12 protein-coding genes and 1 pseudogene are annotated in these 15,872 nt (G+C 58.1%); 5 read left to right on the top strand and 8 right to left on the bottom strand.

Annotated elements, in window-relative coordinates; all coding sequences use genetic code 11:
- Positions 1-76 precede the first annotated feature (76 nt).
- Both ACVWYY_RS06690 and queG read left to right on the top strand, forming a co-directional pair.
- Complete coding sequence (locus ACVWYY_RS06690; protein ID WP_457439967.1) at positions 77-1,492, top strand: amidohydrolase; 1,416 nt, start codon at positions 77-79, stop codon at positions 1,490-1,492.
- Between the two features lie 2 nt (positions 1,493-1,494).
- Positions 1,495-2,496, top strand: a complete 1,002-nt coding sequence (gene queG / locus ACVWYY_RS06685; RefSeq protein WP_457403497.1) for a tRNA epoxyqueuosine(34) reductase QueG — start codon at positions 1,495-1,497, stop codon at positions 2,494-2,496.
- A 715-nt stretch (positions 2,497-3,211) separates the two neighbouring features.
- On the opposite strand, the gene dnaN is transcribed toward queG, so the two are convergent.
- The 4 genes from dnaN to pyk form a co-directional block, all read right to left on the bottom strand.
- Positions 3,212-4,588, bottom strand: coding sequence for a DNA polymerase III subunit beta (gene dnaN, locus ACVWYY_RS06680; RefSeq protein WP_457403500.1), 1,377 nt, complete (start codon positions 4,586-4,588; stop codon positions 3,212-3,214).
- 730 nt (positions 4,589-5,318) lie between these two features.
- Positions 5,319-7,622: a RelA/SpoT family protein gene (locus tag ACVWYY_RS06675; protein WP_457403502.1), complete on the bottom strand. Its 2,304-nt coding sequence runs from the start codon at positions 7,620-7,622 to the stop codon at positions 5,319-5,321.
- A gap of 150 nt (positions 7,623-7,772) precedes the next feature.
- Entirely contained in the window at positions 7,773-8,003 is a 231-nt protein-coding gene (locus ACVWYY_RS06670; RefSeq protein WP_011433156.1) for a DUF4327 family protein, read from the bottom strand.
- Positions 8,004-8,141: 138 nt separating this feature from the next.
- Complete coding sequence (gene pyk, locus ACVWYY_RS06665; protein ID WP_457403504.1) at positions 8,142-10,001, bottom strand: pyruvate kinase; 1,860 nt, start codon at positions 9,999-10,001, stop codon at positions 8,142-8,144.
- Positions 10,002-10,171: 170 nt separating this feature from the next.
- Between pyk and ACVWYY_RS06660 the strand changes: the two genes are divergently transcribed.
- On the top strand, positions 10,172-10,414 hold the full coding sequence (locus ACVWYY_RS06660) for a hypothetical protein (protein WP_414351871.1): 243 nt from the start codon (positions 10,172-10,174) through the stop codon (positions 10,412-10,414).
- Between the two features lie 356 nt (positions 10,415-10,770).
- Here the strand turns inward: ACVWYY_RS06660 and ACVWYY_RS06655 are convergent, their stop codons facing one another.
- The 3 genes from ACVWYY_RS06655 to ACVWYY_RS06645 form a co-directional block, all read right to left on the bottom strand.
- Positions 10,771-11,433, bottom strand: a complete 663-nt coding sequence (locus tag ACVWYY_RS06655) for a hypothetical protein (protein ID WP_457403505.1) — start codon at positions 11,431-11,433, stop codon at positions 10,771-10,773.
- 143 nt (positions 11,434-11,576) lie between these two features.
- Positions 11,577-12,323, bottom strand: coding sequence for a GvpL/GvpF family gas vesicle protein (locus ACVWYY_RS06650; protein WP_011433160.1), 747 nt, complete (start codon positions 12,321-12,323; stop codon positions 11,577-11,579).
- On the bottom strand, positions 12,301-13,422 hold the full coding sequence (locus ACVWYY_RS06645; protein WP_457403506.1) for a sugar phosphate nucleotidyltransferase: 1,122 nt from the start codon (positions 13,420-13,422) through the stop codon (positions 12,301-12,303). The genes ACVWYY_RS06650 and ACVWYY_RS06645 overlap by 23 nt, the downstream gene beginning before the upstream one ends.
- Positions 13,423-13,743: 321 nt before the next feature.
- On the opposite strand from ACVWYY_RS06645, the gene hisG reads away from it, so the two are divergent.
- Together hisG and ACVWYY_RS06635 are read left to right on the top strand one after the other, a co-directional pair.
- Positions 13,744-14,451 carry an ATP phosphoribosyltransferase gene (gene hisG / locus ACVWYY_RS06640; protein ID WP_414416279.1) on the top strand — a complete coding sequence of 236 codons (708 nt, stop codon included), beginning with the start codon at positions 13,744-13,746 and terminating at the stop codon, positions 14,449-14,451.
- Positions 14,452-14,559: 108 nt separating this feature from the next.
- Positions 14,560-15,354, top strand: a complete 795-nt coding sequence (locus ACVWYY_RS06635) for a photosystem II manganese-stabilizing polypeptide (RefSeq protein WP_457403507.1) — start codon at positions 14,560-14,562, stop codon at positions 15,352-15,354.
- A gap of 260 nt (positions 15,355-15,614) precedes the next feature.
- Here the strand turns inward: ACVWYY_RS06635 and ACVWYY_RS06630 are convergent.
- Positions 15,615-15,872: pseudogene (locus tag ACVWYY_RS06630) on the bottom strand (hypothetical protein); the annotation flags it as partial.

Here is a 15,872-nt window from a genome sequence, read left to right as displayed (position 1 = left end):
ATGTTCTGATCCTCCCGCCTTGGCAGGGTTAACTCCAGCACGCTAAGGTAGCAGACGGCCTTTTTGGATCCCGGGCATGAGTTTTATCTTGCGCAATGCGTTAATTCCCACCGCCACCGGCTACGAAACCGCAGATGTGCGAATCGAGGGGGAACGGATTGCTGCCATAGGCAGAGGATTACCCGCAACGGGCGCAGACAGCCTGGAACTGGATGCCAGTAACCAACTCTTGCTGCCGGGCTTTGTCAATGCCCACACCCATTCTTCCGAAATGTGGCAGCGAGGGATCATACCGCCCTATCCGCTGGAGCTGTGGCTGGCACAACTGCACGAGTATGCGCCGCCGGATCCGGAAAAAATCTATCTCAGCGCGCTGGGGACGGCGGTGGAAACCCTGCTGACGGGGGGCACCTCGGTGGTGGATCATCTGGTGTTGATCCCAGGCCAAGAGTTGGCCACCATTGAGGCGGCGGTACGGGCCTACCGAGAAGTCGGGATCCGCGCCTTCGTGGGCCCCTTGATCCAGGATCAGGCTCTCTCTCGGGGGTTGCCCAGCAGCTCCTCTTGGGATCGGGAGCCGGAAACCTATCCCCTCTCCACAGCAGAGGTGCTGGCCATTGTGGAAGAGGCGGTGCAGCGCTTTCACCGGCCAGAAGAGGGCATTACCCTCATGGTGGCTCCCACAGGGATCCAACTGTGCTCAGACGAGCTGTTCAAGGGCTGTGCGGAGTTAAGCCAGAAGTATGACCTACCCCGCCACGCCCACCTGTTGGAAACCCGCGCCCAGCAGATGTTGGCCCAGGAAAAGTACGGCTGTAGTGCTGTGGAGCATCTGGAGCGCTTGGGCTACCTAGACCGGAAAACTTCCTTGGCCCACTGCGTCTGGCTCAGCGATGCCGATATCGAGATCTTGGCCCGCACCGGCTCTACCGTTGTTCACAACCCCCTGAGCAACCTGCGCCTGGGCAGCGGCATTGCCCCCATTTTGAACTATCGCCGGGCAGGGGTGAACGTGGCCTTTGGCTGCGATGGATCCGCCAGCAACGATTCCCAGGATCTCCTGGAGGCCATCAAAATCGGCACCATCCTGCACAACATCACCGATCCCGACTACCGCCACTGGATCTCGCCCCGCGAGAGTGTGGAGATGGCCTCCCGCGGTGGGGCCATTGGCCTGGGGCTAGGGGAGGAGCTGGGATCCCTGGAAGTGGGCAAGCAAGCGGATCTGGTGCTGTACGATCTCACCCAACTGTCGCTGTTGCCCCGTACCGATCCCATTGGGCTGCTGGTGTTGGGTCGGCCCACCCAGGCAGTGCATAGCGTTTGGGTGCGAGGAAAACAGGTGGTGTCCAGCGGAGCCGTGACGACGGTGGATGTGGCCAAGCTGCGGCAGGATCTGTTTGCCCACAGCACCTGGGATCCCTCCCGCCGCTCCCAGCAGGTGGCACAGCTGGAGGCCCGCTACCGCCGCGTGATGGGTTTGCCGGCATAGCCATGGCAGGGATCCCTGCGGGTTCAGAGGTCGACTGGTCCAGAGCCACTGCGCAGGTGAAACGACAGGCCCTGGCCCTGGGTTTTGACAAAGTCGGCATTGCCAGCATAGAGGATCCCCCCGACTTGCGGGGTCTGCAAGCTTGGCTGGCTGCGGGCATGGCCGCCGACATGGCCTGGATGGCCGATCCCCGGCGAATGGATCCAAAGCAGGTGCTGCCGGGGGTGCAGTCGTTGGTCTGTGTGGCTTTGAATTACTACACCCCCATCCGCCACAGCCAGGATCCCGGCAAGGGCAAGATCTCCCGCTACGCTTGGGGTCGAGATTATCACCGCGTGTTGGGACGGCGGCTCAAACAACTCCACCTCTGGATGCAAGCCCAGTTCCCAAATCATACGGGTCGATTCTACGTGGATACCGGCCCGGTGGCGGAAAAGCCCTGGGCCATGCAGGCGGGCTTGGGTTGGATCGGCAAAAACAGCCTGTTGCTCACCCGCGAGTACGGCTCCTGGGTGTTTCTGGGAGTGATCCTGACCACCCTGCCGTTGCTCCCTGACCAGCCCCACACCGCTCACTGCGGCACCTGTACCCGCTGCCTAGAGGCTTGCCCCACGCAGGCCATCGTCAGCCCAGGGGTGGTGGATTCCCGCCGCTGCGTTGCCTACCACACTCTAGAAAGCCACGCTGAGCGGATCCCTGCCAAGATTGCCCAGAACCTGCACAACTGGGTGGCCGGCTGTGACATCTGCCAGGAGGTCTGCCCTTGGAACCAACGCTTTGCCCAACCCAGTGGGATCCCGGATTTTCAGCCTTACCCTTGGAACGTTGCCCCCGATCTCCAGGAGCTGGCCCGGATCGATGATCGGGAATTCGACCACAAGTTTCCGGCCTCTGCCCTGCGCCGGCTCAAGGCCCACCGCCTGCGCCGCAACGCCCAAGCAGCCCTGGAAGGCAATTCCAGCTCTGCAGCTGGCAGCAACGATTTGGAAGCCCCCTCTACTTAACTTGGATACGCTTTCCTAGCAGGATCTTGCGGCCTCGAGGCCGGCGCCAGAAAATGGTGGGGCTATTGTCTCTGGGCCAGGGACGCAAGCTAACATACATGCCCTACCCTCTTTCTGAGGCCACAGTGCTGGGCCGCCATGGTCTTGCTCTCGTGGGAGCGGTTTTGCGCAAAGGACGTGTGGACTTGGTGCAGGAGTTTACCCACCGCTTTGTTTGAGCTGGATCGACTCAAACACAGTAGCCCCACCTAAAACACGGTCATTTCAAGCTAGATTAGGACACTGATACATTCACGCTGAACTCTCCTGAACATGGTTCAGGAAAGAAGCGATCGCATCCTGCCTATCTCTGTTCGCGTCAGCGGGACGGAGTCCAAACAGGAAGGCGGTATCCCGCAAAGCCCTGAGGAATACCCCCCGAGCGCTTTCCCCCTTCACTTCCCGGCAACCGTTGCGGTGGACTCAAGGATCAGGGGGAAACTTGGTCTACTATATCCCTCTCAATGACTTTTGCCAAACCGCCTAAAGCTCAGTAAATTCAGCAAAGTTCAGGGTTTTGGGGGTTAGAGGCATGCTCCCTGAACGCTCGGCGCCGCTTCCGCGACCATCCCTGGCTCCTTTCCCTCTGGGAGAGGGGGCAATGCAAACAACTGTAGATTTGTACTGAGATGACCTTGAGAGTTTTGGACTAGAGCTGGGTGGAGCTCTCCTAAGACTAGGTAGCCCGTAGCTGCACCGGCATAACCAAATAACAGAGCCGCATTGCCCCAAGGGGCTTCCAGATGGCCGGCTGCGTGGCGCCGTTTAGCTCCAGGCTCACCTGCTGCGTATGAAACACCCTGAGGGCATCCAGCAGGTAACGCACATTGAAGGCCAGCTCCAGGTCAGGACCAGACATCTGCACTGGCAACGATTCCTCGCCACTGCCCACATCGGGCGCCTCGGTGCTGATGCGCAGGGTTTGGGTTGCGGCAGAAAGATTGAACTTGACGATGTCGTTTCTTTGGGCAGCAAGTACTCCCACCCGTTCCAGCGACTCAATCAAAGGCCGACGCTCCAGGGTTATCTGCCGCTCAAATTGCCTGGGAATCAGGCGGTTGTAGTCGGGATATTGGCCCTCCAAAAGGCGGCTGGTGATCCGCTGTTGGCACTGCGTTTTGCTGGCGCGAGGAGGCAGCACAAACTGCACCTGGGATCGGTCAAACCTCAGCTCCACCGTAGAGGCGACGGTCTGGGTGCCGAGGATGCGCTCCACCTCTCGCAAAGTGCGAGCGGGAATGGTGAAATCCAACCCTATTTCCCCATGGGCCGAAGCAACCGGGATCCCTTCGGCCTCCACCTGCACCATCGCCAGACGGTGCCCATCGGTGGCTGCAAACTCCAGGCAAGGGGGATCCCCCGCCAAGAGCTTGACATGCACCCCTGTGAGCACCTGCTTGGTCTCATCTCCAGAGGCCGCAAAAAGGGTTTGGCCGATCCCTTGCAACAGGCTCTCGATGGGCAGCTCCAGGGCCTGAGCTGTTGGGCTTTCCTCCCCCACAAAATCGCCATCTGCGTCGGCGGTGCGGAGCAGTATTTCCGGTAGGGTGGGGTACTCTTCAGCCGACATGCTGCGCACTTGGTACTGGCCGGCTGCCGACATGAGAATCACAGGGGCACTCTCCTTGGCTTGGCTGCTCGCGTCAAGAGTCACTGGGCCGCTGGGCAGACGGCTGACGATGTCGCTGAGCAGCTTGGCCGGCAGGGTGGTGCGACCGGATCCCCTGACCTGAGCCTCGAACTCGCTGCGAATGCACAAGTTCAAGTCAAAGGCAGTGAGGGCAACCCGTTGAGTTTCCGCATCGACCTCTACCAACACGTTGGCCAAAACGGGCAGGGCGGGGCGGCTGGCCACAGCCCGTCCAACGGAAGTGAGGTGGTGGCTGAGATCGGCTTGCTCGCAGGTGAAGCTGAAACCCTCCGGAGACGAGTCCACGGCCCCGTCAAGGTATCCCTCCCCACGCTGAGGAGCTGCAGTCTTGCTGCTGCGCAACACTGCCGCAAATGACTCGGCCTCGAGTTCTCGATCCACAGGACGTTGAGCTTGCACCATGGGGGGCACTTGAGGGCTGCACACGCAGATCCTACACCGACTGCCCCGGTTGGATCCCTTCCCTTGCGGTCGAGTTTTGGAAAATTTGCCTCGCGCGTAGGACAGATCTGAAATTTCGATCCCTGCCTAATTTAATTTTTTGATCTAGTAGTAGTAGGGGCTGTGGAAACTGTGGAAAGTGATCGTCAACACCTTGCGCCATGAGCTTTTGAGCTTATTCCCCACCTGTGGAAAAACTGTGGATAACTTGGCCACTTTTCCACAGAGTATTTATACCTGTTAATAACTTGGGGGGTTTTTCCACAGGTTTTCCACAAATTTTTCAGGTTTTTCCACAGGTTTTCCACAGGCTAATGTTGTGATTTCCTGACAAATTCATAAAAATTAACACACAGTCAGTGTAGGATCCCGTAATGTAGTGAGTCCTCCCCCTAGATATGGCCAGGAACTCCATCGGAGCTTGGGCGGGCTTCGCTGGATTTCCCCAGGTTTTCCACAGGCTATCGAAGGAAGCCTGGGACGTCGCTCTAGGCTGGTTGGTCTTGTCTGGTCGCCTGTGAGCCAACACGGGATCCTTAGCAAGACACAAGAAGGGCAGAAAAGCGCTCTGCGCTGCTGGAGGCGGCAAAGAAGGTCAGGATGGGGCAGCGCCTGACCTAAAGCGGACCCGCAAGCGACTGTAAAGCTGTCGCAGAAGCAGGTCGCGAAGGAAGGGCATCAAAATCCGTACCTACGAGGGGCCGGCTGTGGGTCGACGGGATCCGTTTTGGTGATGGCGGGAGCGCAGCACGATCACGTCAGAAAGCTGGCGCAGTTGACTTTGAACCTGGGTGAGCTGTTTCTTATCACGTACATCGATACAGAGATCGATCAGGGCGGTGCGGTTGGCAAAAGTTTGTACCTTAGCATTGCGAACATTAATGCCTTGATCCGATAGGCGGGAAAGGATGTCCCGCAGCACCCCGACGCGGTCGATAACCTCCAGATGCAGTTCTACCGGGTAGATCTGGGTGCTCTGCCGCAGTTGCTCTTCGTTCCAGCGTACTGGCACCAGGCGTTCCCCCGAAACCTGAGCCACCCGTGGACAGTCCTGATGGTGGATACTAATACCCTTAAAGCGGGTGACCACGCCCAAGATCGGATCCCCCGGCAGCGGATTACAACACTTGGCCAACTGGTGTTTCAGACCCTCCACCCCCAGAATGGGAGATTGGGATTTGATAGAACTGGGAGCCGCAGAAGCCCGTGGCAACAACAGCTTGGATCCCTCAAGCGATTCCTCCTCTGTGGGAGCAGATACTGCCGGCCTGCTGACCTCCTGCAGCCGATGGATCACCAGCGTGGGGGTTGTCTCACCATAACCCAGAGCGGCTAACAAATCCTCTACGCTGGCGTAGTTGAGCTTTTCGGCCACCTTCTGCATCCGCTCTGATTTGAGCAGGGCATCAAAGCCCGTTTTGCCCAGCTCCCGCTCCAGCAAATGCCGGCCCCGCGCGATGTTTTGCTCGCGATTGGAGCGCTTAAACCATTGGCGAATGCGATTGCGGGCAGAGCTGGTGGCAACGAAATTGATCCAGTCCAGGCTGGGATGGGCATTTTTGTGCGTGATGATCTGCACAATGTCGCCGTTGCGCAGGCGGGTATCCAGGGGCACGATCTTGTTGTTTACCCGCGCTCCTGCACAGTGATCCCCAATTTCGGAGTGGATGCGATAGGCGAAGTCCACCGGACAGGATCCCTGGGGCAGGGCCAGCAAGTCCCCCTTGGGCGTGAAAACGTAAACCTCGCTCTCAAACAGATTCTCGCGAAGGGTGTCCAGATACTCTTTGTCGTCTTTGAGGTCGTTTTGCCACTCCAAGAGCTGCCGCAGCCAGGTGAAGCGCTCCTCGTCCGCCTTGACGGTGGTGCTGCCGGCCTCCTTGTACTTCCAGTGGGCGGCGATCCCGTACTCAGCCACGCGGTGCATCTCTTCGGTGCGGATCTGCACCTCCACCGGTCTTCCCTGCGGGCCAATCACCGCCGTATGCAAAGATTGGTAACGATTGGCCTTGGGCAGACCAATGTAGTCTTTGAAACGCCCAGGGATGGGGCGAAAGCAGTTGTGAACGACTGCCAGCACCCGATAGCACTCGCTGTTGGTATGTACGATTACCCGAACTGCTGAGAGATCGTAAATCTCGTGAAATTCTTTGCGCTGCTGCTGCATCTTGCGATAGATGCTGTACAAATGTTTGGGCCGCCCGCTGATCTCGAAATGTTCCAGCCCCGCTTGAAGAAGGTTCTGCCGCAGCTCTTCGATAAAAGCTTGGATCTCGGCCTCTCGCTCGGCGCGCTTGGCGTTGACCAATTCCTGAATCTTCCGGTAAGCCTCGTAGTCCAGATACTTAAAAGCCAAGTCTTCCAGTTCCCATTTGAAGTGCCAGATCCCCAGCCGGTTGGCCAAAGGGGCGAAAATTTCCATTGTTTCGGCTGCAATCTGCCGTTGCTTGCTGGGGGAGAGATACTGCAGGGTGCGCATGTTGTGCAAGCGATCCGCCAGCTTGACCACGATGACTCGAATGTCTTTGGCCATGGCCACAAACATGCGGCGGAAATTTTCCGCTTGCTGCTCGGTTTTGCTGGAGAAATTGAACTTAGAGAGTTTGGTAACTCCTTCTACCAGTAGGCGAACTTCAGAGCCGAATTCAGCTTCCAGGGCTTCTGGGGTAACTTCTGTATCCTCAATAACATCGTGCAAAAGGCCGGCTGCCACTGTCACCGCATCTCCCCCCAGCTCCCGCAGGAGAGTGGCCACGGCTACCGGATGGGCAATGTAGGGATCCCCTGATTTGCGTTTTTGGCCCTGATGCAAACAGTAAGAAAACTCAAAGGCACGGCGCAGCAGATTGGCTTCTTCAGCCGTGTAAGGCCGCAGCCCATCGCCGGGATCCTCGGCACCGGAAAGCAGAGCACGCAGCCACCCTGGCACCTCAAAACCGAGGCTATTCAGGTCGAGACCTCCATCTGAGGTGGCAATGACAGCCGTCTGACCCATGCGAACCCGGCGAAAAGGGATGTTTGATTACTGACTATAGTTCATCCAGCTTAACCGCCGACAGATCAAGAGGGAAAAAACGGGTGGAATAGAAAGAAGCATTGGCTGTCTGCCAACGTCGACCGCTTGCCATCCTCGGCAGATCGAGGCTTAGTCTTCGCCCCACTCCTCGCAGTCGCCGATTAAATCGCAGAGGGGATCCGAGGGGCAGTAGTCTTGCAGCTCCAGCTCTTGGGCAATCGCCTGCCACTCCCGCTGCGGGAAAAAGGGTTGCAGGTGGGCAATGGCTGCAGAGCGGCGTAAGACCCCCTGCTGAATGAGGCGACGAGCTTCCTCCTGGATGGCCTCAACCGCATAGTGGGTGGCTTGTAAAGTGGGCATAGCTTAACCTACACGTGGAATGGATGGGACGCACCGAAGGGTCAGGGAAAATCTTGCCTCGCTACCCCCATCATAGAACTGGGTCTCGTTTCGTAGCAAGAGATACAAGTTTGTATTGCAGGCAACCTTAAGGCCCGCTTAAAAGCCCAAGCCATCGGCTCCTGCGGTCACTATGCCTTTTTCTGGGTTCAGAGTGACGATAGATCCATCCCGGATTAAGCGGGTAGCATCCTTGACCCCCACCAGCACCGGCACCCCCAGCCGCAGGCCAATGACTGCTGCATGAGAGGAGGCTCCCTCTTCTTCGGTAATCACGCCGGCTGCCTGTTTGATCGCCTCCACATAGTTGGCGTCGGTGGATTGGGCAACCAAAATGTCCCCGGCGGTGATTTTGCTGGCATCGAGGCTGGATCTCAAGATGCGGGCCGGGCCGCTGACAATGCCCTTGCCAAACCCTTTGCCTTGAGCCACCACCGCTTTCACCACATCCACCTTGATCAGATCGGTGGATCCCGCAACGCCTGGCAGGGTTCCTGCACTGAGCACCACCAAGTCGCCATCCTTGAGCAAGCCATCTTCCTGAGCCAAGCTGATGGCCGCTTGAAAGGTCTGGCGGGTGGTGGCCAAATCCATAACCAACAGCGGATGTACCCCCCAAACCAACTGCAGCCGCCGTGCCACCTCCACATGGGGGGTTACGGCCAGGATGGGAGTGCGGGGACGAAACTTGGAGACATTGCGAGCGGTAGCCCCCGTTTTGGTCAGGGTCATCACGGCTACGGCATCCAACTCCTGGGCGATCTCCCCCACGGCGCGGCTAATCGAGTCGGTGATCAGGGTTTTGGGCCGCATCCCGGCAGGACTGTTGCCGTTGTTTTGGCTCAGCTCCTGCATGGCAAGGGTGCGAAGGCGTTGTCGTCGGTCGGCGGAGGTCAGGTCAAAGTAATCGCGCTCGGTGCGCACGGCAATGCGGGCCATGGTGGCAACGGCCTCGACAGGGTATTTGCCCACAGCCGTCTCGTTGGAGAGCATAACGGCATCGGTGCCATCCAAAATGGCGTTGGCCACATCGGAGATCTCGGCACGGGTGGGTCGGGGGCTGTGCACCATGCTGTCCAGCATTTGGGTGGCCGTAATCACCGGGATCCCCAGGGAGTTGGCCAGGGCGATCACCCGCTTCTGCAGGATCGGCACCTCTTCCGCAGGCAGCTCTACCCCCAGATCTCCCCGCGCCACCATCACACCGTCGCTGAGGGCCAAAATCTGGGGCAGCTGTTCAATGGCCTCGTGTTTCTCGATCTTGACGATGATGGGTACCCGCTTGTCGGCTGAGCCGGAAGAAGGCCGTTTGGCTGAGGCAATGAGCTCCCGCAGCTCCAGCACATCAGAGGGATCCCGCACAAAGCTGAGGGCCACCCAATCCACCCCTTGGTTGAGGCCGAAGTAGAGATCTTCTTTGTCTTTTGGAGTCACGGCGCGGATGCTCAGGCGCACACCGGGGAAATTGACCCCTTTGTTGTTGGAGAGGGTACCCCCGACAATGGTGCGGCAGAAGAGTTCGCCCGCTTCCGGATCCACGGCTTCCACCCGCATCTCCACTCGACCGTCGTCGATGAGGATCGTCGCTCCTTCGGGCACTTCTTGGGCCAGCTTGTCGTAGGTGACCCAGCTGCGCTCTTGGGATCCCAAGACAGGTTTGCTGGTCAACACAAAGGGATCCCCTGCCTTGAGGGTGATCGAGCCTTCGGCGAACTTGCCCAGGCGGATTTTGGGCCCCTGCAGGTCTTGCAAAATGGCGACCTGGATGCCCAGATCCATCGAAGTTTGGCGGATCAGGCGAATGCTGCGGCGGTGTAGCTCGTGATCCCCATGGGAAAAGTTCAGGCGAAGGGTGGTTGCCCCTTGCAGGATCATCTCCCTGAGAATGGCTGGATTTGAGCTGGCAGGGCCGATGGTGGCAACAATTTTGGTGCGTCGAAAAGAATCCCTCAAATGCATGTCCACTGTTCCCAAGGGAGAGCAGCCCAGATCCTTCCCCCACATAGGGATCTCTCTGATTACGATAACCCGTTATGTCTTTTTTGAGGCACCGCTTTTTTAAAATCCCCAGCGAGAGAGGATGGGAAAATAGGCAAAGCAGAGTGTAGAGATCCATCTGGAGTCGAGCGATGCCGGTTGCCCCCGAATACGCCTTCCCCTTCGAGCACCATCAGAAGTTCTCTCTGGATAACCCCACCATCTCCAGCCCAGGGGTTTCCAAGCGGGAATACATAGCCAGCAGAGTACTGCAGGGTATCGTGAGCAATCCCCAGACTCCCGTCGGCGATTTGTCTCCTGAGCAACGACAGGCTTTGGTCTATACGGCGGTGTTGTTGGCAGATGATTTGTTGGCGGCCCTCGGCGCTCAGTAGAGAGCATGCCTCTAACCCCCAAAACCCTGAACTTTGCTGAATTTACTGAGCTTTAGGCGGTTTGGCAAAAGTCATTGAGAGGGATATAGTAAACCAAGTTTCCCCCTGATCCTTGAGTCCACCGCAACGGTTGCCGGGAAGTGAAGGGGGAAAGCGCTCGGGGGGTATTCCTCAGGGCTTTGCGGGATACCGCCTTCCTGCTCAGAGATAGGCAGGATGCGATCGCTTCTTTCCTGAACCATGTTCAGGAGAGTTCAGCGTGAATGTATCAGGTTCTTGAGATTGCAGCGCACCCTCTTGGGGTGAGGTTTAGGCTGAGGTTAGCTGCTTGCGGCAGCGGGCCGTAGGCTCTGCTGCTACCTACGCCGCAGCCGTTGAGTCAACTCTTCCCCCAAGCGCATCCATTTTGCTATCTCTTCGGGACTCACCTGTCGGTCATTCTGCCAGAGAATGAGGTGGGCGCCGGCCCCTTCGGCACAATAGTTGGGATATTGCTCCAAAAAACTGAGGACGCCGGGATGAAAACGTAGCCGAACTTGAGCTTCATCCTGTCCTCGCAAGAGATAGCTCCGAGAAAACTTAGGGTGGCTCTCGAAGTTGATATCTTGCATGCCAAAAGCTTTGGCGATGCCATGGAAAAAGGCATTTTCGGGGTGCAGCCGAAAACGGGGCAGATGAAGATCCTCGTGATAGGCGTAGAAGACGGACTGGCGATAAGTGCTGGAACTCTTGCCCCTGCCGCGGGTGTATTGGTAATCAAAAACGGTAATCTCAGTGCCATCGATCAGCCGCTTGGACATCGAATTATAGAAACGTCGCCCATGGCCTTGCTCAAACAGCCCAAAGCCGGCTTGAACCAGGCGGGATCGGATCTCTTCCGGCAATTGGGCAGAAAAGCGCATTCCTAGCTGTGCAGCTACCCGCTCCAGAGCTTCTCGACGTTTCTTTTCGTGGTAAAGGGCTAGAGCCAAGATCCCGGCAGCCAGAGCTAAAAACAAGATAAAAATAAGCAACCCCATACCGTCTCCCTCGGCTTACAGACTGCAGTGCCTATCCCCACAATACCTGAGCAGATTTCCAAAAGGATCCCTGCCTTCGACCATTCAGCCGAGCGGTCTCCTCTTGTCTTTTGTAGAGAAGTGACCCAATACAGCTGAGTGTGTCAAAGTTTGACGAAATTGTAGGGAGCGGTGAAGTTGTTGTAGCGAATGCGCAGCCGCCCCTGGAAGGTCTGGTCTAGCTCCTCTACTTTTTGGGCAAAAACCGGCTCATCTTCCCAATTGATCAAAAACGAGCCGTTGTAGGCCATGTTTTCGGTGAGCAGATCTCCTTCTACGCGGTCGCTGGCCAAGGGGCTGAGGGCTGCTGTAAAGGTCTGGGCAATGCGCTGACGCCGCTGCTCCAAGAGTTGCTCTAGAGCCCGTCCGATCTCAACTACCGCGTCCAATCCCAAAGGAGCGCCGGCCATTTCGTCCCGCCGAGCTTTGAGGGCAGGGTTTTCCTCTAGCCCCAGCTTGAGCTCCTGCTCGGGATCCCAGAAGACTTTGACTCCCACCTCCCGCTTGCCCTCCAGGCGCTCCAGCAGAGCCAGCAGATCCGCCAAGCGGGGCTGCACCAAGTCCCGTTCCACCTGCTCCCAGCCGCTCACCACCAGGCCAAATTGCAGAGGCAGCAGAGCCCGGTGTCCCTCGTTCATCACTTTTTCCAGCACGGCCTCATGGGCGAGCAAGTTGGCCCGGCTGGCCAGGTAGCGCTCCTGTCGAGCCTGGGAGTACAAGAAGGCCAGGGATCCCAGCCCATGAACCTGCACCGGCTGCTTGTCCAGCCCCACCACACTCAGATGACGCGGGCCAGGGGCAGCGACGATCCCGTAGAGGTAGAGGGCGCTATGGGGATTTGCCGTTGGCATTGCTGCGGGCATCTCCGATCAGCCACGTGAGGTTGGACTCTTCGGTGTCGATGGCATTGCCATCCGAGGAAATGCAGTAGCGACCCATCACCATCTGGTGGCGTAGGGTCACGCCTGCCGCAATCTGGGTGTAGTTAAAAATCAAGCTGCCATCCAGCGTACACCCTTCATTCAACACACATCCGTAGCCAATTGCCGTGGGGCCGATGAGTTTGACCCCGTCCGCCAAATAGCTGCTGGCCCCGATGTAGACCGGTGGCTCGATGTGGATGCGATCCCAGTTGGCGCGGATGTTGATCCCCGTCCATACGCCGGGTTGAATCTGGATCCCAGGCACCTTGACTCCCTTGATCTCGCCGCGCAGCACTTTTTGCACCGCCAGCCAGTAGTCGTGGGTGCGGCCAATGTCCACCCACTGAAAGTCAGCCGTGATCCCATAAAAGGGGGCACCCGCTTTCACCAAGGCCGGGAAGAGATCGCTGCCGATGTCGTAGGGGCAGCCAGGGGGAATGTAGTCGAACACTTCCGGCTCGAAAACGTAGATGCCGGTGTTGATGGTGTGGCCGAGGGCCTCTTCCCGCCTGGGCTTTTCTTGGAAGGCAGTGATGCGACCCGTCTCATCGGTTACCACCACTCCGTAGCTGGAGACCTGGCTGGGATCCACCTCCCGCAACACCACGGTGGCCAGCGCCCCCTTGGCTTTGTGGAAGTTGACGATCTGCGTGAGGTTCAGGTCGATCAGGGCATCCCCACAGAGCACCACAAAGGTACTGTCGAAAAATCCGGAGAAATCCTGGATCTTGCGCATACCGCCAGCGGAGCCCAGAGGTTCGGCCACCGGCTGGCCGTTCTCAAAATGGCCTTCGAAGGAAAAGCCGATGTGAACCCCCCATTGCTGCCCATCTCGAAAGTAGTCTTCGATTTGGTGGGCCAAGTGGCTGGTGTTGACCATGATCTGGTCGAAGCCGTGTTCCCGCAGCAGCTCCACCAAAAATTCCATGACAGGCTTGTGCAAAATGGGGATCATCGGCTTCGGCATCATGTAGGTGATGGGCCGTACCCGCGTGCCTTTGCCTGCTGCCAGGATCATGGCTTTCATGCCGTCGTCACTCCTCCGGGCTAACCGTGCTCTGACTTTATCATCCCAGGATCGGCATTCCAGAGAACCGGCGGGGCTTTCAAGAGGCTGGGGAATCGCTGCTGGGATTCCGATCCCCTACAATCGAGGGGGTCTGCTCTTCTGGGAGAACCCGCCCGCCTCTGGGCATTTCGCCAAGGGTTTCCCCTGAGCCCCTCGTTTTGCCCCGTCTCTCCTGAGAGTTCCACCCGGCAGACGGGGATCCCAGCATTCTTACATTGATTGCTCCTGGCCCAAGATTCAGACGGATGTATCAGACAAATGTAGTAGATCCTGAAAAAGATGCTGGATGGCCGTCCCGACAGCCCACCCATCACGATTGCCCTGGCCAAGGGGGCCTTGCTGCCTGAGGCCATTCAATGCCTGCAGCAGGTGGGGATCGATTTCAGCCGTTTTTTGGATCCCGGCAATCGCCTGCTGCGGATTGAATCCCCCACCCGGCTGAACGGACAACGCTACGAAGCGCTGCTGGTGCGCACTCACGATGTGCCGGTGTACGTGGAGTACGGGCAGGCGCAGTTGGGCATTGTCGGCTACGACGTCTTGCGGGAGCGCTATGCCGGCACCGCAGCGCGGGTGGCCCACCTGTTGGATCTCCAATTTGGCCACTGTCGCATGTCGGTGGCCCTTCCCCAAGATAGCCCCTACCACTCGGCAGCTCAGTTGCCTGCTCATGCCCGCGTGGCTTCTAAGTTTGTCGGCTGCGCCCGGGAGTATTTTGACCGCCTGGATTTGCCGGTGGAGCTTATCTCTCTCTATGGTTCGGTGGAGTTGGCCCCCCTCACCGGCATGGCCGATGCCATCGTCGACTTGGTAGCCACAGGGCGCACCCTGAGGGAAAACGGCCTGATTGAGCGAGACTGCCTATTCGAGAGTACAGCTCGCCTGATTGCCCATCCCATCAGCTACCGTGTCAACCAACAGCCTATCCGCGAGTTGATCACCCAGATTCGGGAACGCTGGCTGGGATCCCTGTTGGTGGGTGGCTAATTTTGAGGCACTTCCTCTGAGGGGGATCACGATTGCGTACAATGGGGGCATTCGGGCTTATTTCCCCCAGCAGCGTTCAGATTCAAAAAAGGTTTTTCGAGGTTGATTATGCGGTACCGTCCACTGCTCGCCATCCTGTTGGCGCTTTGTTTGAGCGTCTTTGCTGTTCCGGCTAAGGCTGCCAAGGCGCCGCTGACCTATGACCAGATCCGCAACACCGGCAAGGCCGCCATTTGCCCTTCGGTCTCGGACAACGCCCGGGGCCGTATCGAAGTGCCTAGGGGGGGATCCCTGAAGCTGACGGATGTCTGCTTCCAGCCGGTGCAAATTGAGGTGGAAGAAGAAAAGCGGAACGGCGAGAAAGAGTTCATCAAGGCCAAAAACATCATGATCTCAGCGGCCACTCTGGGGCCGATTAAAGCTGAGGTGACTCCCAAAGACGGTGCGCTGGAGCTCAAAGTGGTGGATGGGATCACCTCTCAGCCGACCACCGGCCAAATGCCCCGCCGCGAGCTGGTGCCGTTTCTGTTTAGCGTGAAAGACTTGGTCGCCACTGCCCAGGGCTCGGCCATTGACCCTTCGACCGATTTTGAAGGGGAGTTCTTGGTGCCCGGCTATCACAGCAGCACCTTCCTCGACCCGCGCGGGCGGGGATCCAACACCGGCTACGACACTGCGGTAGGTCTACAGGCTGCCAAAGATGATTTTGCCACCAACCGCAAGGTGGACGAGGTTTCCCAGGGGAAAATGTCGCTGCGGATCGCTCGCGTGGATGCCAGCACTGGCGAAATGGCGGGATCCTTTGTTAGCATTCAGCCTTCCAGCACCGAGCAAGGGGCGATGGAACCCCACACTGTTCGCGTTCAAGGCTTGTTTTACGCTCGCCTGGCGCAGGAGTCTTGAAGAGGCTTGAGGAAAGCCGAGAAGAGATCCAATTTCGGGGTTGAGATGGGCAGAGATCCCGGCGATCCCTGCCTATTTCTGTTGATACTATGTCTGTCTGGGTTTGCCCGTTGGGGAAGTGTGCAGCGATAAAGTCTGGGCCAGATGCCGCCACAGGTTCATTTGCAGATGGCCGCTGCCACTAACCTGCCTTTTATGTTGACTCTGGACCCAAGGGGACTCTCAATCTGGACTCAAGGAAGCCCTTTGTGAGTTCCGCTTCAGCCAGTACCGCCACCAGTGCGGATCCGAGTTCTGCTGCGCTCGCTACCCCAAAGTAAACTACCCGGCCCTGACTGCTTCGCAGTACAGGGCGGGTTTCGGTAGCCCTGCAGTTGGCAAGCCAACCACGGGCCTCTAGGCTGGTTTACGGCAGCCCCAAGTTTGGCAATCATGTTGGCCCCATTCCAGTCCGCATCCCCTTCCCATCCACAGTGCCCACACTTGAACTGCTTCCCACTGCGATAGGATTGCGTAGG

The organism is Thermostichus sp. MS-CIW-34, from assembly GCF_054060435.1.
The sequence above is the reverse complement of the archived record's forward strand: the minus strand, read 5'-3'. Positions and strand labels throughout refer to the sequence as shown.